Below are 22,567 nucleotides of genomic sequence, written 5' to 3'. Positions count from 1 at the left end.
CGCAATGGCCTGGCAACGGTATGTGGGTCACAAGGATAACTCTGCTGTCAGCATGGACAAATTTGCTATTCATAACGTCAATTGTCTGACAATTGACGTTTTTTTTATGTCTTTTTTCGCTGAATCTATGCACGCAATTACTGTAATTCCGTGATGTGATAATGCTCTCGTATGGAGAATTGATTTCCGGTTATTACTTAATGAACAACGGCAGTATGGGTTGCGGTTTCGTCTAATGCCTTGTTTTACGTCCGATAAAATAATTAAGTCCGATACTTCCCTACAGAAAAGCGAAATAAAGCTGGAGTTTACCATGCACAAATTTACTAAAGCGCTGGCGGCGATCGGTCTCGCTGCGGTTATGTCACAATCAGCTATGGCTGAATCCCTTAAACTCGGTTTTCTGGTGAAACAACCGGAAGAACCCTGGTTTCAAACCGAATGGAAATTTGCCGATAAGGCCGGCAAAGATTTAGGGTTTGAAGTCATTAAAATTGCGGTGCCGGATGGCGAGAAAACCCTCAACGCTATCGATAGCCTGGCGGCCAGCGGCGCCAAAGGCTTTGTTATCTGTACGCCAGACCCAAAACTGGGGGCCGCTATTGTGGCGAAAGCGCGCGGTTACGATATGAAAGTCATCACCGTCGATGACCAGTTTGTCAATGCCAAAGGCAAGCCGATGGACAGCGTACCGCTGGTGATGATGGCCGCCAGTGAAATCGGCGCGCGTCAGGGCCAGGAACTGTACAAAGAGATGCAAAAACGCGGCTGGGACGTCAAGGAAACCGGCGTGATGGCCATTACCGCCGATGAGCTCGATACCGCCCGCCGTCGTACTACCGGCTCGATGGATGCTCTGAAAGCAGCCGGCTTCCCGGAAAAACAGATCTACCGCGTGCCGACCAAATCTAACGATATCCCAGGCGCTTTCGATGCCGGCAACTCAATGCTGGTTCAGCATCCGCAGGTGAAACACTGGCTGATCGTGGGTATGAATGACAACACCGTGCTTGGCGGCGTGCGCGCAACTGAAGGGCAGGGCTTTAAAGCTGCAGACGTGATTGGCATCGGTATTAATGGTGTCGATGCGGTGAACGAATTGTCGAAAGCCCAGGCGACCGGATTCTACGGCTCTCTGCTGCCGAGCCCGGATATCCACGGCTATAAAACCAGTGAGATGCTCTATAACTGGGTGACCAAAGGTGCAGAACCGCCAAAATTCACCGCGGTTACCGATGTGGTGCTGATCACTCGCGACAATTTCAAAGAAGAGCTGGCGAAGAAAGGGCTGTAAGGCCTGGCTTACCACGCCTCCTGCTCCTGCGGGAGGCTGAGTCCAGAAGAGCGGAGTCGTTATGCAACAGTCTACCCCTTATCTCTCATTTCGCGGTATCACCATGACTTTCCCCGGCGTTAAAGCGCTGTCTGATATTAGCTTTGACTGCTATAGCGGACAGATACACGCATTGATGGGAGAAAACGGCGCCGGGAAATCCACGCTGCTGAAAATCCTCAGCGGCAACTATATTCCGACCTCAGGCGATCTGCAGATTAGTGGACAGCCCCGGGTCTTTACCAACACCACCGAAGCGCTCAATGCCGGCGTGGCGATTATTTATCAGGAGCTGCACCTGATCCCGGAAATGACCGTCGCGGAGAATATCTACCTCGGCCAGATCCCGCATAAATACGGGCTGGTGAACCGTTCGCTGCTGAACTACGAAGCTCGTCTGCAGCTTGAACATCTGGGCTTAGATATCGACCCGGAAACGCCGTTGAAATACCTCTCGATTGGCCAGTGGCAGATGGTGGAAATAGCCAAAGCGCTCACCCGTAACGCCAAAGTGATCGCCTTTGATGAACCGACCAGTTCGCTTTCGGCCCGTGAGATTGACAATCTGTTCCGCGTCATCCGCGAACTGCGGCAGGAAGGGCGCGTCATTATTTATGTGTCGCACCGCATGGAGGAGATTTTCGCCCTGAGCGATGCGATCACCGTCTTCAAAGATGGCCGCTATGTCTGCACCTTTGATGATATGGCCACCGTTAACCATGATGCGCTGGTCCAGGCGATGGTGGGGCGCGAGCTGGGTGATGTTTACGGCTGGAAACCGCGTGAATATGGCGAGGAGCGCCTGCGTCTTGAGCAGGTGAAAGCCCCTGGCGTACGTGAACCGGTGAGTTTGTCGGTGCGCAGCGGCGAGATCGTCGGCCTGTTCGGGCTGGTGGGCGCCGGGCGCAGTGAATTAATGAAAGGGCTGTTTGGCGGTACCCGCATTACCGGCGGTCAGGTCTATATCGACGGGCAGGCAATTGATATTCGCAAACCGGCCCACGCAATTGAGGCCGGGATGATGCTGTGCCCGGAGGATCGTAAAGCCGAAGGTATTATTCCGGTTCATTCGGTACGCGACAATATCAATATCAGCGCCCGGCGTCGGCATATCCATGCCGGTTGCATTATCAATAACGGCTGGGAAGCGCAGAACGCCGAGCACCATATCAACGCGCTCAACATTAAAACCCCCGGTGCCGAACAGCTCATTATGAATCTGTCCGGCGGTAATCAACAGAAGGCGATTCTTGGGCGCTGGCTGTCGGAAGAGATGAAAGTGATCCTGCTGGATGAACCTACCCGTGGGATTGACGTGGGGGCGAAACACGAAATTTATAACGTCATCTATGCCCTGGCGGCCTCTGGTGTGGCGGTGGTGTTCGCGTCCAGCGACTTACCGGAAGTGCTCGGTGTGGCCGATCGCATTGTGGTCATGCGCGAAGGCGAAGTGGCGGGTGAACTGCTGCATGAAGATGCCAATGAACAGCAGGCGTTAAGCCTTGCGATGCCAAAAGTGAGCCAGGCGGTCGCCTGAGTAAGGAGTCAAAGATGTCCTCTGTTACTACCCCAAACGCCAGCCGTTCCGCATTCAGCTTTGCCCGAATCTGGGATCAGTTTGGCATGCTCGTGGTCTTTGCCGTGCTGTTTATCGGCTGCGTGATTTTTGTGCCTAACTTTGCCTCGTTCATCAATATGAAAGGGCTGGGGCTGGCGATTTCCATGTCCGGCATGGTGGCCTGTGGGATGTTGTTTTGCCTGGCGTCCGGCGATTTTGACCTGTCGGTTGCGTCGGTTATCGCCTGCGCGGGGGTGACTACCGCGGTGGTGATCAACTTGACGGAAAGTATGTGGATCGGTATTGCCGCCGGTTTGCTGCTGGGAGCGCTGAGCGGGTTGGTTAACGGCTTCGTGATTGCCCGGCTGAAGATCAACGCCCTGATCACCACCCTGGCCACGATGCAGATTGTTCGTGGACTCGCCTATATCATCTCCGATGGTAAAGCGGTCGGTATCGAAGATGAACGCTTCTTTACCTTAGGCTATGCCAACTGGTTTGGTCTGCCGGCGCCGATCTGGCTGACCGTCGCCTGCCTGATTGTTTTCGGCCTGCTGCTGAACAAAACCACCTTTGGTCGCAATACTCTGGCGATTGGCGGCAATGAAGAGGCGGCCCGTCTGGCTGGTGTTCCGGTGGTTCGTACCAAAATCATCATTTTCGTGATTTCCGGTCTGGTGTCAGCCGCGGCGGGGATCATCCTGGCATCGCGCATGACCAGCGGCCAGCCGATGACTTCTATTGGCTATGAGCTGATTGTGATTTCGGCCTGCGTGTTGGGCGGCGTGTCGTTGAAAGGCGGGATCGGCAAGATCTCTTATGTGGTTGCCGGGATCCTGATCCTCGGTACCGTCGAGAACGCCATGAACCTGCTGAATATTTCACCGTTCTCGCAGTATGTGGTGCGTGGCGTGATTCTGTTGGCGGCGGTTATCTTCGATCGCTACAAACAAAAAGCGAAACGTGCAGCGTAACGAGTCCCAACCTTCAAGTTTACTCCTCGATTGACGTCAGCGCCCGCAGCGCTGGCGTCAACAATCAAAAATGGCGATCCCGGTCACACTGTCTATACTTACATGGCTAACAATTCGTTAACAACCAGCATTTCGCTGGCCATGAAAGGAGGAAAACAGGGTGGCTGACCAGATATCTGTACCGCCTGTGCCAACCGGAAATTACGCCTTTTTCTTTGACCTCGACGGTACCCTTGCCGATATCAAACCTCATCCCGATCAGGTTGTTATCCCCGCTAATGCACTGCTGGCGCTGCGACAACTGGTGTTGCAGCATAATGGTGCCGTGGCATTGATTTCAGGGCGCTCAATGGCTGAGCTTGATGAACTTACCCGTCCTTATCGGCTGCCGTTAGCCGGTGTTCACGGGGCTGAGCGCCGCGATATCAATGGTAAAACCCATATCGTCTCCTTGCCTGATGCGCTGCTGAAAGAGCTGGATGAACAGCTGCAGAGCGCACTGGAGAAGATGCCGGGCTGCGAGCTGGAACGTAAAGGGATGGCGTTTGCCCTGCATTATCGCCAGGCACCGGAGTACCACCACGAGGCGCTGTTGCTGGCGCAGCAGCTGGTGAAGCACTATCCGATCCTGGCGCTACAGCCAGGGAAGTGCGTGGTGGAGATCAAGCCGCGCGGCGTCAACAAAGGCGAAGCGATCGCCACTTTTATGCAAGAAGCACCGTTTCAGGGACGCGAGCCGGTGTTTGTGGGGGATGATTTGACGGACGAAGCCGGTTTTAACGTGGTGAACCGGCTGGGCGGGATGTCGGTGAAAGTCGGGAGTGGCGACACCCAGGCACACTGGCATCTGCCGGATGTGGCTGCCGTTCAACATTGGCTACTCAGCATCACCAATAACAGACAACAACCCGATGCGCGAAACGACAGGAGGGATGGCCATGGGACGCTTAATCGTCATATCTAATCGTATTGCGCCGCCGGATGATAAAAAAGCCAGCGCCGGTGGCCTGGCGGTGGGGATCCTCGGGGCGCTGAAGGCCGCAGGGGGATTGTGGTTTGGCTGGAGCGGGGAAATCGGCGACGACCAGAAGCCGCTCACCAGGGTCACGCGTGGCAATATTACCTGGGTGTCGTTTACCCTCAACGAGCAGGACCACGACGAATACTACAACCAGTTTTCCAACGCGGTGCTGTGGCCAGCGTTCCACTATCGCCTGGATTTAGTGGATTATCAGCGCGCTTCCTGGGACGGCTATCTGCGGGTCAATGCGAATCTTGCTGAAAAACTCCTGCCGCTGATTGAGCCCGACGATATTGTGTGGATCCACGATTATCATCTGCTGCCGCTGGCCAGTGAACTGCGCCGGCGCGGGATGACCAACCGCACGGGCTTCTTCCTGCACATTCCTTTCCCGACGCCGGAAATCTTCAACGCGCTGCCGCCGCACGCCGAACTTCTGGAACAACTGTGCGACTACGACCTGCTGGGATTCCAGACCGAAAGCGATCGGCTGGCGTTTCTGGATAGCGTCGCGTTACAGACCCGTCTGGTGACGCGAGGCGGCCGGAATCACGATGCCTGGGGGAAACATTTTCGCACCGAGGTCTACCCAATCGGCATCGACCCCGCCGAGATTGCCCAAAGCGCCAAAGGCCCGCTGCCGCCAAAGCTGGCGCAGCTGAAAAGCGAGCTCAAGAGCGTGCAAAACATTTTTTCCGTCGAGCGACTGGACTACTCCAAAGGGCTGCCGGAGCGCTTTCTCGCCTATGAGGCTTTGCTGGAGAACTATCCTCAACACCACGGGAAGATTCGTTACACCCAGATTGCGCCGACCTCGCGCGGTGAAGTGCAGGCCTATCAGGATATTCGTCATCAGCTGGAGACCGCGAGCGGCAGAATTAACGGCCAGTATGGTCAGTTGGGCTGGACGCCGCTGTACTACCTGAATCAGCATTTTGAGCGCAAGTTGTTGATGAAGATTTACCGCTATTCCGACGTCGGCCTCGTGACGCCGCTGCGTGACGGCATGAACCTCGTCGCGAAGGAGTTTGTTGCCGCCCAGGACCCGCAGAATCCGGGGGTGCTGGTACTGTCGCAGTTTGCCGGTGCGGCAAATGAGCTAACCAGCGCGTTAATCGTCAATCCCTACGATCGCGATGAAGTGGCGGCGGCGCTGGACCGCGGTCTGACCATGCCGCTGGAAGAGCGGATTGCACGCCACTCGCAGATGATGGCGGTGATCAAGGACAACGATATCCACCACTGGCAAGCGCGGTTTATTAGCGATCTCCAGCAGATTAAACCACGGGGTGAGAATAGCCCCTTAGCGCAGAAGGTCTCCGCGTTACCTAAACCTGCCTGATCACCCTGCAGGCTGACGCCGTCGGCGTTAGCCTTTTTCCAGCGACACTAACAACACGTCGACGCCGCTGCTGCCGATGATGCTTTTTGCCGAGCAGGTCGCACGGGAAAACAGGCTGTGGTTGTGATTGCCGCAAATCACCAGGTCCACCTGATACTGCTGGCAAAAATCGTTGATGTGATGGCACAGCTCGCCGCTGGCGATCGTCACTTTTTCGATAGGGTAGTCGGCCTCTTTTGCCAGTTCAGAGAGGAAATCCCGGGTCTCTTCCTGCATTAAATCTCGCAGGTTTTCCAGCATCGGGGCGGCGAACTGATTATAGAGTTCCGGGTCGGTGGCGAGGGTAATCAGGCTGACTTTGGCGTCAAGCGGGCGGGCAATCGACACCGCTTTGTTGATCAACACGCGGCTTTCCGGTGTGGGGGCGACGGCAACTAACAGGTGTGAGTACGGCATCAGGCCTCCTTGAGATACGCGAAACAACCATTAACACTTTCTTTACTCCCATTTTCACCCTCCCGCAAGGGCTACTCGTCACAGCCCGGTCACACAATTTCTTGTCGTGGGAAATCACGTTTCTGCGCTTCAGCTTTTCTTAATGGTCTTTGATTTTGCTATAAAAGAAATGGTGTTTTATAAATCGGTGATGCGTGTTCGCTGACTCTTTGTGTTTTTGCCATGGATGGGAGTGGGCTGGCAATAAGGGAAAGGTAACCCTTTGTCGCTGCTTTTACTGTAGCCATGTATCCACTCCTTTATTGGCAGCGCCAAAAAGAGGATCGAAGTTCTCTAATAAAAAGACACAGGATTTGCGGCGATGAAAACACGTAAAATCGGTTTGGCTAACTATCTTGCCTATGGCTCGGGTGATTTCCTTGGGGCTGGGACCACCGCCCTGACGGCGGCCTGGCTACTCTACTTTTATACGACGTTCTGCGGTCTCTCACCCATTGAAGCGACATTGATCTTCGCGACGGCGAGGGTGCTGGATGCGGTTATCAGTCCGCTGATGGGCTTTTTGACCGATAACTTTGGCACCACGTGGCTCGGTAAACGCTTTGGGCGACGCAAGTTCTTTATTTTACTCGGCATTCCCTGTGTGTTCAGCTACTCCATCATGTGGGTGGGTGACATGGGCTTCTGGTACTACCTGCTCACCTATCTGCTGTTTGATATTGTCTACACCATGATTCTGGTGCCGTACGAAACGCTGGTACCGGAAATGACGGATGACTTTAAACAAAAGACCAAATTCTCCGGCGCGCGCATTTCGATGGCGCAGATGTCCGCCATTCTGGCGTCGTTCCTGCCCGGTATTCTGCTGACCCATTTTGGTAAGGACAACGCGGTCTCCTTTTTCTATGCCAGCCTGGTGTTCTCGGTGCTTTGCGCGCTGATGCTCACCTTCGTCTGGTTCTTTACCTGGGAACGACCGCGGGAAGAGTGGTCTGAAGCGGCGCTAAGAGCGGAAGAAGAAAAGCGCAATTTGTCGCTGGCCCAGAGCCTTAATCGCCTGTTTATTGAGCTCAGCTCGACGCTGCGGATCAAGATTTTCCGTCAGCATTTAGGCATGTACCTCGGCGGCTATATCGCCCAGGACGTCTTCAACGCCGTGTTTACCTACTATGTGGTCTTTGTGCTGATGCAGGAGGCCGCAATGGCATCCAACCTGCTGGGCACGATGGCTATCTTCCAGTTTATCGCGGTGATTGCCATGATCCCGCTGTGCATCCGCTTTGGCCCGGCACCGTCCTATCGGATGGTGGTGGTGCTGTTCGGCCTGAGCTCGCTGTCATATGCGCTGCTCTACTACGCCGGTCTGAGCGATGTTTACTCTCTGCTGCTGTTAGTGTCTGCCGTCGCTGGACTGGGTCGTGGTGGGATCAACTATGTACCGTGGAATACCTATACCTATATCGCAGATGTCGATGAGGTGATCACCGGGCAGCGCCGCGAAGGGATCTTCGCCGGCATTATGACCCTGACCCGCAAAGCCTCTCAGGCAGGGGCGGTAATGCTGGTGGGTATCATCATGCAGCTTTCCGGCTTTGTCTCCGGGCAGAAAGTTCAGCCTGAAGAAGTCAGCCATACCATTTTATTGATTCTGAGCGTGGGGACGTTGCTGGTGCTGGCCTGCGGTTTCCTTGTCTCATTGCGCTTTAAGCTCAATCTGGCGACACACAGCGTGCTGCGGGCGGAAACGCTCAAAATGCGCCAGTCAGGACGCGCCCAGCCGGAGTTGGCGACGGCGGAAGACCGGGCGGTGGTGGAGATGCTCGCCGGGATGCCGTACGACTCGCTGTGGGGAAATAACAATATTGGTTATCTGAATCGCAATAACCCTGCTGCGCCATCACTTAAGCAGGGTACAGAAATGAATTCGACATATAACAGAGGTTAACGATATGAAGGTTTGGCCTGTCAAACATAGCCCGTTACTGCGTCAGCCGGAGCATTTTATCGCCCGGAATGAACTGCAGGCGCTGATCCAGAAAGTGACGCACAATCTGGTCAATATTCGCGACGACGCCGGGACCTTTCTGCTGCGCCTGGATGACGGTCGGGTGATTGACACCAAAGGGTGGGCCGGTTGGGAATGGACGCACGGGGTCGGACTGTACGGGATCCATCAGTACTATCAGCAGACCGGGGACAGCGCGATGTGCGAGATTATCGACAGCTGGTTTGCCGAGCGCTTTGCCGAAGGGGCAACCACCAAAAACGTCAATACTATGGCGCCGTTTCTGACGCTGGCCTATCGCTACGAGGAGACTGGTAAACCGGAGTATCTGCCGTGGCTCGACAGCTGGGCGGAGTGGGCGATGCATGAGATGCCGCGCACCGAACACGGCGGGATGCAGCACATTACCCTGGCGGAGGAGAACCATCAGCAGATGTGGGACGACACGCTGATGATGACCGTCCTGCCGCTGGCGAAAATTGGCAAACTGCTCGATCGCCCGCAGTACGTGGAAGAGGCGGTGTATCAGTTTTTACTGCATGTGCAAAATCTGATGGACCGCGACACCGGGCTGTGGTTCCACGGCTGGAACTACGACGGTCAGCATAACTTTGCCCGGGCCCGCTGGGCACGGGGCAACAGCTGGCTGACGATGGTGATCCCGGATTTCCTGGAGCTGGTGGATTTACCTGAACACAGCGCGGTCAGACGTTACCTCGTGCAGGTCCTGAACGCACAAATAGCCGCGCTGGCTACGTGTCAGCACGAGAGTGGCCTGTGGCATACCCTGCTGGACGACCCGGATTCTTATCTGGAATCTTCGGCCACCGCCGGGTTTGCCTACGGCATTCTCAAAGCGGTGCGCAAACGCTACGTCAGTCAGGAGTACGCCGCCGTGGCGGAGCGGGCCATTCGCGGAGTCGTCAAACATATCTCCCCGGAAGGCGAGCTGCTGCAAACGTCGTTTGGTACCGGAATGGGGTCGAATCTCGATTTTTACCGCGAGATCCCGCTGACTTCAATGCCCTATGGCCAGGCGATGGCGATCCTGTGCCTGACGGAGTATCTGCGCAAATATTTCTGATGCATGGCGGAAGGGACGGCCTGGGGGCAACGCCTGTCGGGCCGACAAAAAGAAAACCCGGCATTGGCCGGGTTTTTTTGCTTTTTACCGCGTTTACATCCGCTCGACGGTTTCGATACCCAGCGTATCCAGACCCTGCTTCAGGGTTCTGGCGGTCAGCTGCGCCAGTTTCAGGCGGCTGTTACGCGTGGTTTCGTTTTCGGCGGCGAGGATCGGGCAGTGCTCGTAGAAGCCGGAGAACAGACCAGCCAGATCGTAGAGATACGCGCACATCACGTGCGGGGTGCCTTCACGAGCCACGACGGTCAGGGTTTCTTCGAACTGCAGCAGGCGGGCTGCCAGCTGTGCTTCACGATCTTCAGTCAGGATCACCGGTGCCGCGGCCAGGGCCTGCTCGTCAATGTCCGCTTTACGGAACACGGAGAGCACGCGAGTGTAGGCATACTGCATATAAGGCGCGGTATTGCCTTCAAAGGCCAGCATATTGTCCCAGTCGAACACGTAGTCGGTGGTACGGTTTTTTGACAGGTCGGCGTATTTCACCGCGCCGATACCCACCGCATTGGCCAGTTTTTCCAGCTCATCGGCCGGCATATCCGGGTTCTTCTCTGCCACCAGGCGGCGGGCACGTTCCAGTGCTTCGTCCAGCAGGTCGGCAAGTTTGACGGTACCGCCCGCACGGGTTTTGAAGGGCTTGCCATCTTTACCCAGCATCATGCCAAACATGTGGTGTTCCAGCGGAACGGAATCCGGCACGTAACCGGCTTTACGCACGATGGTCCAGGCCTGCATCAGGTGCTGATGCTGACGGGAGTCGATGTAGTAGAGCACGCGGTCGGCGTGCAGGGTTTCGTAACGGTATTTCGCACAGGCGATATCGGTGGTGGTGTAGAGGTAGCCGCCATCCTTTTTCTGGATGATGACGCCCATCGGTTCGCCTTCCTTGTTTTTGTACTCATCAAGGAACACCACGGTCGCGCCTTCGCTTTCGCAGGCGAGGCCTTTGGCTTTCAGATCGGCCACGATACCCGGCAGCATTGGGTTGTACAGGCTTTCACCCATAACGTCATCGCGGGTAAGGGTGACGTTCAGGCGATCGTAGGTAATCTGGTTTTGCGACATGGTGATGTCGACCAGCTGGCGCCACATCTGACGGAAATACTCGTCGCCGCCCTGTAGTTTCACCACGTAGCTACGGGCGCGCTCGGCGAAGACCTCATCTTCGTCATAATGTTTTTTAGCGTCACGATAGAAGCCTTCGAGGTCGGACAGTGCCATCTCCCCGGCGTTTTCCTGCTGCTGTTTTTCCAGCCAGGCGATCAGCATACCGAACTGCGTACCCCAGTCGCCGACGTGGTTCGCGCGGATCACTTTGTGACCCAGGAATTCGAGGGTACGAACCGCCGCGTCACCGATAATTGTTGAGCGCAGGTGGCCGACGTGCATCTCTTTGGCCACGTTTGGCGCTGAGTAATCGACGACGATCGTCTGCGCCTGCGGCTGGGCAACGCCCAGGCGATCTGAAGCCAGCGCGTTGTTGACGTTTTCCGCTAAAAAGGCCGGGTCGAGGAAAATATTGATAAAGCCAGGTCCGGCGATTTCAACCTTGTTCGCAATGCCGTTGAGGTCGAGATGAGTCAGGACCTGCTCAGCGAGTTGTCGCGGCGCCATTCCCAGTTTTTTCGCGACTGCCATCACGCCGTTGGCCTGATAATCACCGAACTGGATTTTTGCTGACTGGCGGACCTGAGGTTCGCAATCGGCAGGGGCACCTGCTGCGACCAGGGCCTGGCTGACTTTTTCTGAGAGAAGAGCCTGAATATTCACCGGAATACCTTACTTTTAAGGCGCGATAACCCTTACGGGGCGGCGCCGGAATGTGGACAAATTAGGGCAGGAGTATACTGCATTTGCGCCCATGCGTCAGCACCGGGCGCGCGTGGCCGGGCGGCGTGCTTATTCCATAACCACTCGGTGACGGCCCGGCCGTATTCCCGGTTGGTCGCCGCCGGGAAACGCGATAAATTACCCTCTCTTTAGCGTGGATTGAGGTTAAAAATGGCGAACTGGCAGCAAATTGATGAACTCGACGATATTTCCGCGGATCTGCCGCGCTTTAGCGATGCGTTAAGCGCCCTGGCTGAGCGACTGGGGCTGGATATCACGCCGCTGGATGCCGACCACATTTCGTTGCGTTGTCATCAAAACGCCACCGCAGAACGCTGGCGTCGTGGTTTTGAACAGTGCGGCACGCTGCTGTCAGAAAACATCATCAACGGTCGCCCGATCTGCCTGTTCAAACTTGATGAGCCGGTCAGCGTCGCCCACTGGCGTTTCCACGTTGTCGAACTGCCGTGGCCGGGCGAAAAGCGTTATCCCCATGAAGGCTGGGAGCACATTGAGATCGTGCTGCCAGGGGAGCCGCAAACTCTGAATGCCCGGGCGCTGGCGCTGCTCAGCGACGAAGGGCTGGCGCAGCCGGGGATTTTTGTCAAAACCAGCTCACCGAAAGGAGAGCGCGAACGACTGCCGAACCCGACGCTGGCGGTGACCGACGGTACGGTGACCATCAAATTTCACCCGTGGTCGATTGAGCAAATTGTAGCCAGTGAACAATCTGATGCGTGACAGTGTGAAGCGACGCGGTTTTTGAACCGATAAATCATGACATGCTGTGTTGCCTGCAGCGTGCAAGGAGAGGGGAATGACGTTACTGGAAGTCTGCTGCTACAGCATGGAGTGCGCGCAAGAGGCGCAGCGCCAGGGAGCCGATCGCATTGAGCTGTGCGCGGCGCCGCAGGAAGGGGGCTTAACGCCTTCACTGGGCGTGTTGAAAACGGTTCGTCAGACGGTGACGATCCCGGTGCATCCGATTATTCGCCCGCGAGGCGGCGATTTTTGTTACACCGACGGCGAATTTGCCGCGATGCTTGATGACGTCGCCACGGTCAGGGAAATCGGTTTTCCCGGCCTGGTGATCGGCGTGTTAGATCCTGATGGGCGGGTTGATATCCCGCGGATGAAAAAAATAATGGCGGCGGCGGGACCGCTGGCCGTGACCTTTCATCGGGCCTTCGATATGTGCGTCAACCCGCATGAAGCCTGGCATGCACTGGCCGATCTCGGCGTCGCTCGCATCCTGACATCGGGACAACAATCCAGCGCTGAAAAAGGTCTTTCATTAATTACGGAACTTATTGCCCTGGGCGATACTCCAACCATTATGGCTGGTGCAGGTGTTCGAGCGGCCAACCTGGAAAAGTTCCTCCAGGCGGGGGTCAAAGAGGTGCACAGTTCGGCCGGGCAGTGGGTGCCTTCGCCAATGCGCTTTCGTAATCCCGGGTTGTCGATGTCGACCGATGCCGACGCAGATGAATATTCGCGCTATGCCGTTAATGGCATAGCGGTGGCAGAAATGAAGCACATCATTTCTGCCCAGAGAGGTTAAACCGTTTTTTGCTGCACATCATGTCGCCCAATATGATGATTGCCCGTACCAGGCCCCTGCAATTTCAACAGGGGTCTTTTTTTGGCCTTTATTTACGCCCGGACGATTTTTTCGCCAACGATTGCTGGGTTTCTGGTTTGGTCGCGACGATCACCGCGCGCAGCGGAGCCGGGTAGCCCTCAAGGGTTTTGCTGCTGTCGTTGGGGTCAAGGAAGTCGGCCAACGATTCGGTGGTCATCCACTCGGTGCGGCGCTGCTCGTCGGTGGTGGTGACGCAGGCATCGACGATGCGAACATCGACAAAACCGCATTTCTCCAGCCACATTTTCAACGCCGCAGCAGACGGGATAAAATAGACATTACGCATCTGCGCGTAGCGGTCTCCCGGCACCAGAACGGTGTTTTCATCACCCTCAATCACCAGCGTTTCCAGCACCAGCTCGCCCCCTTCGACCAGCTGATCTTTGAGCTGCCACAAATGGTCAAGCGGTGAACGGCGGTGGTACAGCACGCCCATGGAAAAGACGGTATCGAAGGCGTTTAGCGCCGGCAGCTGCTCAATGCCCAGCGGCAGCAGGTGAGCGCGCTGATCGTTGCCCAGCAGCTTACGCACCGCTTCAAACTGACATAAAAACAGCTGCGTCGGATCAATACCAACTGCCAGATGCGCGCCGGCACCGATCATCCGCCACATGTGATAGCCGCTGCCGCAGCCGACGTCGAGAATGGTGCGTCCGGTCAGGTCGGAGAGATGCGGTAACACTCGCTCCCATTTCCAGTCGGAGCGCCACTCGGTGTCAATATTGACGCCGTACAGCGAGTAGGGGCCTTTGCGCCACGGCATCAGGTTCTTGAGCAGATTTTCAATGCGCAGACGGTGACCTTCGCCTAGCGGCGTTTCGCTTTCGGCGGTCACGCTGTGCAGCAAGTCCAGACGATAGGGGGCAAACTCAGGCAAAAACTCGACGGCCCGCTCCCACTCCCGGAACTTGCCATGCAGCGCTTCGCGTTGCCAGGCGGCGACCTGCGCGGGCAACGTCTCCAGCCAGTGAGATAACGGGCTTTTCGCGATTTGCTGATAGAAATTACTGAAATCGATCATGCTTTTTCCCCGGACTTCACCGCAACCAGTGAACCAAAGTTAAAGCACTGGAACCACAATTCGGCATGTTCAAAACCAGCTTTACGCAGGCGTGCTTTGTGCGTCTCTACAGAGTCGGTCAGCATGACGTTCTCCAGCATGCTGCGCTTCTGGCTGATTTCCAGCTCGCTATAGCCATTGGCGCGTTTGAAGTCGTGGTGCATATTGAACAGCAGCTCACCGACATGGCTATCTTCAAAACTGAATTTTTCTGACAGCACCAGCGCACCACCAGGGTTCAGCCCACGGTAGACTTTGTCCAGAATCGCCTGGCGTTCATCGGGCGCAAGAAACTGAATGGTGAAGTTCAGTACCACCATTGAGGCGTTCTCAATCGTTATATCGCGAATATCGCCTTCTACCACCTCGACGGGCGTTGGCGCTTTATAGGCGTCAATATGACGGCGGCAGCGTTCTACCATGGCCGAGGAGTTATCCACCGCCACAATCTTGCAGCCCGCATGAGCGATGTTACGCCGGATCGAAAGTGTCGCCGCGCCAAGCGAACAGCCGAGGTCGTAAACCTGAGTATCGGGCTGGACGAAGCGTTCAGCAAGCATGCCGATCATCGAAATAATGTTGGAATAGCCGGGGACCGAGCGCTGGATCATATCCGGGAAGACTTCAGCAACCCGTTCATCAAAGGTCCAGTCGCCGAGACTGGCAATCGGCGCGGAAAAAAGCGTATCGCGGTGAGACATAACGTTAAACCCGAAAAATCGAAAACGGCGTATTGTGCGCTAATGTAAGGAGAAAACCAACTCCCAGGGCATATACCACAAATTCGCCAGCACCATCAGCACCAGCGAGCACCAGGTCGCGCTCATTCCTGAACGGCGCCAGCTGTACAAGCGGTGGTGAAAACCATAAGAATGCATCAGCCGTCCGGCAATCAACAAAATGCCGCACACGTGAACCATCCAGTTCTGCGCACCGTTCATCTCCATAAACAGCAACATGATGAGGCCAATGGGAACATACTCAACGGCGTTACCGTGCACGCGGATAGCGACCTGCAGCTCGCTAAATCCCCCGTCACCATACCCGACGTGATATTGCGTGCGCAGACGAACCACATCAAAAGAAAATTTAATGAGCAATAACGCACCCAAAACCGCGTAAAGCGCGCTGACCATACCAAAAACTCCCTTTTATTCTTTTATACCCTTGATCCTTCAAGTTGCCTGGGTGTTGGCGGCAAAGCAACTCGAATCATTTTGGGCATCGATGTTTCCGATTAGCATAGCAGGATATCAGAAAAGAGAGGTTTGCTGCGGAATTGACGGTGCATCGCCTACCTCGGGCAACGTCCGGCGTAAATCTCCCCACAGCGTATTAACCAACTCCGGCGCCTGGGCGATGTCTGGCGTATGGAGAAACAAGAAGGGCGTTGTCGTCTGGCTCCATTTGGCCAGCGTTGGTAGCCAGGATTCAAACAAGCGCTGACTTTGCGTCATGTCGTCGCTGGCAATAAAGCGCACCAGCGGATTGCCGCCGGTCACCACGGCATGAACCGGTAATTTGGGCTTTTTACGTTGCGCATCGACCATTGCCGGGTTACGCGCGATGGCGCTATGAACCGGACGACTGTCGAGGATCGCGCGATTGACATTGCGCTGATGCAGGCCGCGATTGAGCGCCTGCTCGGCCTCGCCTTTGGCGAAGAATTGCGGATGTCGGACCTCGACGCCGTAGGTAAATTGTTCCGGTAAGGTATCGAGGAACTGCCACAGCGCAGGCAGGTCTGTGGGACCAAAGCTGGCGGGCAGCTGTAGCCAGAACTGGCCAATGCGCGACGCCAGCGGCGCCAGGCGTGAAAAAAACTCGAGGGTTAAATCATCACAATGCCGCAGGGCCGCCTGATGTGAAATCGTCGCGGGGAACTTGAAGCAGAAGCGAAAATTATCGCTGGTTTGATCGTACCAGCGGCTGACAATGTCGGCTTTGGGCAGAGCATACAGCGTAGTATTGCCTTCGACGCAGTTGAAATGGCGAGCGTAGTCTTCAAGACTGGTGATGCCCAGCCGCACCCATTTCGGGTGCGACCATTGCGGGAGCCCAATATAGATCATAAGGCGGCGAGGACATCCTCAGTGCTGCGCACCCGGGCAATACGCGGGAAGATATTCGTCATGCTGCCCTGATGTTGCTCCGTAGACGGTGCGCTACAGGCATTTTCAACGATAACCAGGTTGAAGCCCAGCTCCCAGGCATTACGGGCGGTGGATTCCACGCCAATATTGGTGGCGATACCGCAGAGAATAATGGTGTCGATGCCGCGACGGCGCAGCTGCAGCTCCAGATCGGTGCCATAAAAGGCGCCCCACTGGCGTTTGGTGACCTCAATATCGCTTTCCTGTTTACCTAAGGCTGCCGGCCAGCTCCACCAGTTCTCCGGCAGCGCGTGCGCGCCTGTCTGAGCGTCAACCGGCTGCTTCAGCGCTTCGGCGAAATCATTGGACCAGCCAACGCGCACCAGAATTACCGGCGATCCCAGCTCACGACATTTTTGCGCCAGGCTGGCTGAACGCGTCACGACGTCCTCAGCGCGGTGTGGCCCACCGGCAAAAGGCAGAATGCCTTCCTGCAGGTCGATGGCAACGAGAGCGGTTTTTTTCGCATTGAGTTCTAACATGGTAACCCCGTATCTTGTTATGTCGTTTGCCCGTTACAATACCGTTGCCGAACGCGCTTTTGGCTAACAATTATTGTTAATTTTTGTGAGCACGGACAATAAGCGTACAGCAAAGCAGCGTACAAACTGCGTCGGGCTTATCGTGCGGCGGAAATTCCATTATAATGACCGCCTTTTTTCATTCAGTTGTGACATTCAGCTAAAGCTGCGACTCCGTCGCCTGCGAGGCAGGCAACAATCCGCCTGCGGCTAAGTTAAGGGATATCTCATGCGTACAGAATATTGCGGGCAGCTGCGTCAGTCCCACGTTGGGCAGCAGGTGACTCTGTGTGGTTGGGTCAACCGCCGTCGTGACCTCGGCAGCCTTATCTTCATCGATATGCGTGACCGCGAAGGCATCGTGCAGGTGTTCTTCGATCCGGACACGGCCGAAGCCTTGAAGCTGGCTTCCGAACTGCGTAATGAGTTTTGCATTAAAGTCACCGGCACCGTGCGTGCGCGTGATGCGAAAAACGTCAACGCCGATATGGCGACCGGCGAAATCGAAGTGCTGGCATCTGACCTGGTTATCATCAACCGTTCAGAATCACTGCCGCTGGATTCCAACCACGTAAACACCGAAGAAGCGCGTCTGAAGTACCGCTATCTCGACCTGCGTCGTCCGGAAATGGCTAATCGCCTGAAGACGCGCGCCAAAATCACCAGCTTCGTTCGTCGCTTTATGGACGATCACGGCTTCCTCGACATCGAAACCCCGATGCTGACCAAAGCCACGCCGGAAGGTGCGCGTGATTACCTGGTGCCGTCCCGCGTCCACAAAGGCAAATTCTACGCGCTACCGCAGTCTCCGCAGCTGTTCAAACAGCTGCTGATGATGTCCGGTTTTGACCGCTACTATCAGATCGTAAAATGCTTCCGTGACGAAGACCTGCGTGCTGACCGCCAGCCGGAATTTACCCAGATCGACGTCGAGACTTCCTTTATGACCGCGCCGCAGGTGCGTGAAGTAATGGAAGCGCTGGTGCACCAGCTGTGGCTGGATGTCAAAGGTGTCGATCTGGGCGCGTTCCCGATCATGACCTTTGCCGAAGCCGAGCGCCGTTACGGTTCTGATAAACCGGATCTGCGTAACCCGATGGAGCTGGTCGATATTGCCGATCTGGTGAAAGCGGTTGAGTTTGCGGTCTTCTCCGGCCCGGCGAACGACGCCAAAGGCCGCGTTGCCGCGCTGCGCGTTCCGGGTGGGGCTGCACTGACTCGTAAGCAGATTGATGAATACGGCAAGTTCGTGCAGATCTACGGCGCCAAAGGCCTGGCCTACATGAAAGTCAACGAGCGCGCGAAAGGCCTCGAAGGCATCAACAGCCCGGTGGCGAAATTCCTCAACGCTGAGATCGTTGAAGCAATCCTTGAGCGTACCGCGGCTCAGGATGGCGACATGATTTTCTTCGGCGCCGACAACAAGAAAGTCGTGGCCGATGCGCTGGGTGCGCTGCGTCTGAAGCTGGGTAAAGACCTGAGCATCACCGACGAAGCCAAATGGGCACCGCTGTGGGTTATCGACTTCCCGATGTTCGAAGACGATGGTGAAGGCGGCCTGACCGCGATGCATCACCCGTTCACCTCGCCGAAAGACATGACCGCGGACGAACTGAAAGCCGCACCGGAAACCGCAATCGCGAACGCTTACGATATGGTTATCAACGGCTATGAAGTCGGCGGTGGTTCTGTGCGTATTCACAGCGGCGACATGCAGCAGACCGTGTTCGGCATTCTTGGCATCAATGAACAAGAACAGCGTGAAAAATTCGGCTTCCTGCTGGATGCGCTGAAATACGGCACACCGCCGCACGCCGGCCTGGCCTTCGGTCTGGACCGTCTGACCATGCTGCTGACCGGTACCGATAACATCCGTGACGTTATCGCCTTCCCGAAAACCACGGCAGCGGCCTGTCTGATGACGGAAGCCCCGAGCTTTGCGAATCCTGCGTCTCTGGGTGAGTTAGGTATCCAGGTTGTGGCGAAAGAGACAAAAGAGTCTCCGGAGAATAAGTAAGATGTCATTCAAGCTTCCCGTTTCTGTTCTGGTGGTGATTTATGCCGAAGATACAAAGCGGGTGCTGATGTTGCAGCGACGCGACGATCCTGCTTTCTGGCAGTCGGTTACCGGCAGCCTGGAAGCGGGGGAGAGCGCAGCGCAAGCCGCCGTGCGTGAAGTAAAGGAAGAGGTCGCCATTGACGTTGCTCACGAGCAACTGGCCTTAATTGACTGTCAGCGCACGGTGGATTTCGAAATATTTTCGCATTTACGTCATCGCTACGCGCCGGGTGTTGAGCGCAATACCGAATTTTGGTTCTGTCTTGCGCTCCCGCATGAACGCCAGATTGTCTTTACTGAGCACCTGGATTACCGCTGGGTTAATGCGACGGAGGCCGCCGCATTAACCAAGTCGTGGAGCAACCGGCAGGCGATTGAAGAATTTGTAATTAACGCCAACTAATTTTCCCCGGGCTTTTAGCGATCGGGAAAAGGCTTTTTTGGAGATATTATTTATGGCAGGTCACAGTAAATGGGCCAACACCAAGCACCGCAAAGCAGCACAGGATGCGAAGCGCGGTAAGATCTTTACTAAAATCATTCGTGAGCTGGTTACCGCGGCACGTCTGGGCGGCGGCGATATCGGCTCCAACCCACGTCTGCGCGCGGCTGTCGATAAAGCGCTGTCTAACAACATGACGCGTGACACCCTGAACCGTGCGATCGCGCGCGGTGTCGGCGGCGATGACGATGCGAACATGGAAACCATCATCTATGAAGGTTACGGCCCTGGCGGCACCGCGGTCATGGTTGAATGTCTGAGTGATAACCGCAACCGTACCGTTGCCGAAGTGCGTCACGCATTCACCAAAACCGGTGGCAATCTCGGTACCGATGGTTCCGTGGCCTATCTGTTTAGCAAAAAAGGGGTTATCTCTTTTGAAGCTGGCGATGAAGACGTGATCATGGAAGCGGCGCTGGAAGCCGGTGCTGAAGACGTGGTGACCTATGACGACGGCGCGATTGACGTCTATACCGCATGGGAAGAAATGGGTGCCGTACGTGACGCGCTGGAAGCCGCTGGGTTGAAAGCGGATGCCGCTGAAGTCTCCATGATCCCATCGACGAAAGCCGATATGGATGCGGAAACCGCACCGAAACTGCTGCGTCTGATCGATATGCTGGAAGACTGTGACGACGTGCAGGAAGTGTACCACAACGGCGAGATCTCTGATGAGGTGGCGGCTACGCTGTAATGGCGGGCTGTAAATCCTCTTCGACCGGAGACGCGTGATGGCGATTATTCTCGGTATTGACCCGGGCTCACGCGTGACCGGTTACGGCGTGATTCGCCAGGTTGGACGGCAGTTAAGTTACCTTGGCAGCGGCTGTATTCGTACCAAAGTTGACGATCTGCCGTCGCGACTGAAGCTGATTTATGCAGGCGTGACGGAAATCATCACCCAGTTCCAGCCGGATTATTTTGCCATTGAACAGGTGTTTATGGCGAAAAATGCCGACTCAGCGTTGAAGCTGGGGCAGGCACGCGGTGTGGCGATTGTCGCGGCGACGAATCAGGACCTGCCGGTCTTTGAGTATGCTGCGCGACAGGTGAAGCAAACCGTGGTAGGTATCGGTAGTGCGGAAAAGAGTCAGGTGCAGCACATGGTGCGCACGCTGCTTAAGCTTCCCGCCAATCCCCAGGCGGATGCGGCGGACGCCCTGGCGATTGCTATTACCCACTGCCACGTCAGCCAGAACGCGGCTCAAATCAGCCAGACGCGGCTCAATCTGGCGCGTGGACGCCTACGATAACCTCAAATCAGGCTGGATATTTATCCAGCCTTTTTTTATGATACCGCAGATACTTTAGCCCTTAACGCAGGAGCATTATGTGATAGGCAGACTCAGAGGCATCGTTCTCGAAAAACAACCCCCGCTGGTCTTACTGGAAACGGGAGGCGTGGGCTATGAAGTTCATATGCCGATGACCTGTTTTTATGAACTGCCGGAAGTGGGCAACGAGGCTATCGTCTTTACCCACTTTGTCGTTCGCGAAGATGCGCAGCTTCTGTATGGCTTTAATAACAAACAGGAGCGCACCCTGTTTAAAGAGCTGATTAAAACCAACGGCGTCGGGCCAAAACTGGCGCTGGCTATCCTCTCCGGCATGTCGGCGCAGCAGTTTGTCAACGCCGTTGAACGTGAAGAGCTGGCGGCGCTGGTGAAACTGCCGGGCATCGGTAAGAAAACCGCAGAGCGCCTGATCGTCGAAATGAAAGATCGCTTTAAAGGCCTGCATGGCGACATGTTTACCCCTGCCGCGGATCTGGTTCTGACTTCACCGGCCGGCCCGTCTGATGATGACGCCGAGCAGGAAGCGGTTGCTGCGCTGGTGGCGCTGGGCTATAAACCTCAAGAGGCCAGCCGGATGGTGAGCAAAATCGCCCGTCCGGATGCCAACAGTGAAACGCTAATTCGCGAAGCGCTCCGCGCCGCGTTGTGAGGTAAGGGATGATTGAAGCAGACAGGCTGGTATCGGCAGACAGCACCGGGTTTGAAGAGTCGGCCGATCGCGCAATCCGCCCTAAATTGCTGGCAGAGTATGTCGGGCAACCGCAGGTGCGTTCGCAAATGGAGATCTTTATCCAGGCGGCAAAACTGCGCGGCGATGCACTCGATCACCTGCTGATCTTTGGCCCGCCGGGGCTGGGGAAAACCACTTTGGCCAACATCGTTGCCAACGAGATGGGCGTTAATCTGCGCACAACGTCTGGCCCGGTGCTGGAGAAAGCGGGTGACCTGGCCGCTATGCTGACCAATCTCGAACCCCATGACGTGCTGTTTATTGATGAAATACACCGTCTTTCTCCGGTGGTGGAAGAGGTGTTATATCCAGCGATGGAAGACTACCAGCTGGATATCATGATCGGTGAAGGGCCGGCGGCGCGATCGATCAAAATCGATCTGCCACCGTTTACCTTGATTGGCGCCACCACGCGTGCGGGGTCATTGACGTCGCCGCTGCGTGACCGTTTCGGGATCGTCCAGCGCCTGGAGTTCTATCAGGTGGCTGACCTGCAGCATATTGTGAGCCGCAGCGCCCGTCATATGGGGCTGGAAATGAGCGATGAAGGGGCGCTGGAAGTGGCGCGTCGCGCGCGCGGTACGCCGCGAATTGCCAACCGTCTGCTACGCCGGGTTCGTGATTTTTCCGAAGTACGCCATGATGGCAGCATCTCAATGGACATTGCCGCTCAGGCGCTGGATATGCTGAATGTCGATGCCGAAGGGTTCGATTACATGGACCGTAAGCTGTTGCTGGCGGTTATCGATAAGTTCTTTGGCGGTCCCGTCGGTCTGGATAACCTGGCGGCGGCGATTGGTGAAGAGCGGGAAACGATCGAGGACGTTCTTGAGCCGTATCTGATTCAGCAAGGCTTTTTACAGCGTACACCGCGTGGCCGAATGGCGACGGTGCGCGCATGGAACCACTTTGGCATTACGCCACCCGAGATGCCATAACGTCGGT

23 protein-coding genes are annotated in these 22,567 nt (G+C 55.9%); 15 read left to right on the top strand and 8 right to left on the bottom strand.

Going from position 1 to position 22,567, the window contains the following annotated elements; all coding sequences use genetic code 11:
* Positions 1 to 313: 313 nt before the first annotated feature.
* The 5 genes from ACMYSO_RS05280 to otsA all read left to right on the top strand — a co-directional run bounded on the left by ACMYSO_RS05280 (position 314) and on the right by otsA (position 6,228).
* Positions 314 to 1,294 (top strand): arabinose ABC transporter substrate-binding protein, encoded by a 981-nt coding sequence (locus ACMYSO_RS05280; protein ID WP_434584091.1) that lies wholly within the window; start codon positions 314 to 316, stop codon positions 1,292 to 1,294.
* Between the two features lie 61 nt (positions 1,295 to 1,355).
* Positions 1,356 to 2,870 carry an L-arabinose ABC transporter ATP-binding protein AraG gene (araG, locus tag ACMYSO_RS05275; RefSeq protein ID WP_434669613.1) on the top strand — a complete coding sequence of 505 codons (1,515 nt, stop codon included), beginning with the start codon at positions 1,356 to 1,358 and terminating at the stop codon, positions 2,868 to 2,870.
* 14 nt (positions 2,871 to 2,884) lie between these two features.
* Positions 2,885 to 3,865, top strand: coding sequence for an L-arabinose ABC transporter permease AraH (gene araH, locus ACMYSO_RS05270; RefSeq protein ID WP_434584093.1), 981 nt, complete (start codon positions 2,885 to 2,887; stop codon positions 3,863 to 3,865).
* Between the two features lie 160 nt (positions 3,866 to 4,025).
* The gene (gene otsB / locus ACMYSO_RS05265) at positions 4,026 to 4,829 is read left to right on the top strand and encodes a trehalose-phosphatase (protein ID WP_434669611.1); all 804 of its coding nucleotides are present in this window, start codon (positions 4,026 to 4,028) and stop codon (positions 4,827 to 4,829) included.
* The gene (gene otsA, locus ACMYSO_RS05260) at positions 4,804 to 6,228 is read left to right on the top strand and encodes an alpha,alpha-trehalose-phosphate synthase (protein WP_434669609.1); all 1,425 of its coding nucleotides are present in this window, start codon (positions 4,804 to 4,806) and stop codon (positions 6,226 to 6,228) included. Before otsB ends, otsA begins: the two co-directional genes overlap by 26 nt.
* Positions 6,229 to 6,255: 27 nt before the next feature.
* Here otsA and uspC read toward each other — a convergent pair whose 3' ends face one another.
* Both uspC and ACMYSO_RS05250 read right to left on the bottom strand, forming a co-directional pair.
* A complete protein-coding gene (gene uspC, locus ACMYSO_RS05255) occupies positions 6,256 to 6,684 on the bottom strand; it encodes a universal stress protein UspC (protein ID WP_434669608.1) in 429 nt (142 codons plus the stop codon).
* A 158-nt stretch (positions 6,685 to 6,842) separates the two neighbouring features.
* Positions 6,843 to 6,971 carry a hypothetical protein gene (locus ACMYSO_RS05250; RefSeq protein ID WP_326933819.1) on the bottom strand — a complete coding sequence of 43 codons (129 nt, stop codon included), beginning with the start codon at positions 6,969 to 6,971 and terminating at the stop codon, positions 6,843 to 6,845.
* A gap of 74 nt (positions 6,972 to 7,045) precedes the next feature.
* Between ACMYSO_RS05250 and ACMYSO_RS05245 the strand changes: the two genes are divergently transcribed.
* Positions 7,046 to 8,629 carry an MFS transporter gene (locus tag ACMYSO_RS05245; RefSeq protein ID WP_434669607.1) on the top strand — a complete coding sequence of 528 codons (1,584 nt, stop codon included), beginning with the start codon at positions 7,046 to 7,048 and terminating at the stop codon, positions 8,627 to 8,629.
* A gap of 4 nt (positions 8,630 to 8,633) precedes the next feature.
* Positions 8,634 to 9,773 carry a glycoside hydrolase family 88/105 protein gene (locus tag ACMYSO_RS05240; protein WP_434669605.1) on the top strand — a complete coding sequence of 380 codons (1,140 nt, stop codon included), beginning with the start codon at positions 8,634 to 8,636 and terminating at the stop codon, positions 9,771 to 9,773.
* A 93-nt stretch (positions 9,774 to 9,866) separates the two neighbouring features.
* On the opposite strand, the gene argS is transcribed toward ACMYSO_RS05240, so the two are convergent.
* Entirely contained in the window at positions 9,867 to 11,600 is a 1,734-nt protein-coding gene (gene argS, locus ACMYSO_RS05235) for an arginine--tRNA ligase (protein WP_434669604.1), read from the bottom strand.
* Between the two features lie 231 nt (positions 11,601 to 11,831).
* Here argS and ACMYSO_RS05230 point away from each other — a divergent pair, with 231 nt between their 5' ends.
* Entirely contained in the window at positions 11,832 to 12,401 is a 570-nt protein-coding gene (locus ACMYSO_RS05230; protein ID WP_434669602.1) for a VOC family protein, read from the top strand.
* A 76-nt stretch (positions 12,402 to 12,477) separates the two neighbouring features.
* Entirely contained in the window at positions 12,478 to 13,221 is a 744-nt protein-coding gene (gene cutC, locus ACMYSO_RS05225) for a copper homeostasis protein CutC (RefSeq protein WP_434669601.1), read from the top strand.
* A gap of 88 nt (positions 13,222 to 13,309) precedes the next feature.
* Here cutC and cmoB read toward each other — a convergent pair whose 3' ends face one another.
* The 5 genes from cmoB to ACMYSO_RS05200 all read right to left on the bottom strand — a co-directional run bounded on the left by cmoB (position 13,310) and on the right by ACMYSO_RS05200 (position 16,997).
* Entirely contained in the window at positions 13,310 to 14,323 is a 1,014-nt protein-coding gene (cmoB, locus tag ACMYSO_RS05220; RefSeq protein WP_434669600.1) for a tRNA 5-methoxyuridine(34)/uridine 5-oxyacetic acid(34) synthase CmoB, read from the bottom strand.
* Entirely contained in the window at positions 14,320 to 15,063 is a 744-nt protein-coding gene (cmoA, locus tag ACMYSO_RS05215; protein WP_434669599.1) for a carboxy-S-adenosyl-L-methionine synthase CmoA, read from the bottom strand. Before cmoA ends, cmoB begins: the two co-directional genes overlap by 4 nt.
* 39 nt (positions 15,064 to 15,102) lie before the next feature.
* A complete protein-coding gene (locus ACMYSO_RS05210; RefSeq protein ID WP_123754920.1) occupies positions 15,103 to 15,498 on the bottom strand; it encodes an MAPEG family protein in 396 nt (131 codons plus the stop codon).
* A 117-nt stretch (positions 15,499 to 15,615) separates the two neighbouring features.
* Positions 15,616 to 16,434, bottom strand: coding sequence for a DUF72 domain-containing protein (locus ACMYSO_RS05205; protein ID WP_434669597.1), 819 nt, complete (start codon positions 16,432 to 16,434; stop codon positions 15,616 to 15,618).
* Positions 16,431 to 16,997 carry a hydrolase gene (locus ACMYSO_RS05200; protein WP_434669596.1) on the bottom strand — a complete coding sequence of 189 codons (567 nt, stop codon included), beginning with the start codon at positions 16,995 to 16,997 and terminating at the stop codon, positions 16,431 to 16,433. The genes ACMYSO_RS05205 and ACMYSO_RS05200 overlap by 4 nt, the downstream gene beginning before the upstream one ends.
* A gap of 268 nt (positions 16,998 to 17,265) precedes the next feature.
* Here ACMYSO_RS05200 and aspS point away from each other — a divergent pair, with 268 nt between their 5' ends.
* From aspS to ruvB, 6 genes are all read left to right on the top strand, one after another.
* The gene (gene aspS / locus ACMYSO_RS05195) at positions 17,266 to 19,053 is read left to right on the top strand and encodes an aspartate--tRNA ligase (protein WP_123754917.1); all 1,788 of its coding nucleotides are present in this window, start codon (positions 17,266 to 17,268) and stop codon (positions 19,051 to 19,053) included.
* 1 nt (position 19,054) lies between these two features.
* Positions 19,055 to 19,498, top strand: a complete 444-nt coding sequence (gene nudB / locus ACMYSO_RS05190; RefSeq protein WP_434584108.1) for a dihydroneopterin triphosphate diphosphatase — start codon at positions 19,055 to 19,057, stop codon at positions 19,496 to 19,498.
* Between the two features lie 52 nt (positions 19,499 to 19,550).
* The gene (locus tag ACMYSO_RS05185) at positions 19,551 to 20,291 is read left to right on the top strand and encodes a YebC/PmpR family DNA-binding transcriptional regulator (RefSeq protein WP_434584109.1); all 741 of its coding nucleotides are present in this window, start codon (positions 19,551 to 19,553) and stop codon (positions 20,289 to 20,291) included.
* Positions 20,292 to 20,328: 37 nt separating this feature from the next.
* Positions 20,329 to 20,850, top strand: a complete 522-nt coding sequence (gene ruvC / locus ACMYSO_RS05180) for a crossover junction endodeoxyribonuclease RuvC (protein ID WP_434669593.1) — start codon at positions 20,329 to 20,331, stop codon at positions 20,848 to 20,850.
* A 79-nt stretch (positions 20,851 to 20,929) separates the two neighbouring features.
* On the top strand, positions 20,930 to 21,541 hold the full coding sequence (ruvA, locus tag ACMYSO_RS05175) for a Holliday junction branch migration protein RuvA (protein ID WP_434669591.1): 612 nt from the start codon (positions 20,930 to 20,932) through the stop codon (positions 21,539 to 21,541).
* 8 nt (positions 21,542 to 21,549) lie between these two features.
* Positions 21,550 to 22,560 carry a Holliday junction branch migration DNA helicase RuvB gene (ruvB, locus tag ACMYSO_RS05170; RefSeq protein WP_123754913.1) on the top strand — a complete coding sequence of 337 codons (1,011 nt, stop codon included), beginning with the start codon at positions 21,550 to 21,552 and terminating at the stop codon, positions 22,558 to 22,560.
* The last annotated feature ends 7 nt before the right edge of the window (positions 22,561 to 22,567 follow it).

Origin of the sequence: Klebsiella sp. B345 (genome assembly GCF_051131735.1) — a bacterium.
In the GTDB taxonomy this organism is placed as follows: Bacteria; Pseudomonadota; Gammaproteobacteria; order Enterobacterales; family Enterobacteriaceae; genus Klebsiella.
The sequence above is the reverse complement of the archived record's forward strand: the minus strand, read 5'-3'. Positions and strand labels throughout refer to the sequence as shown.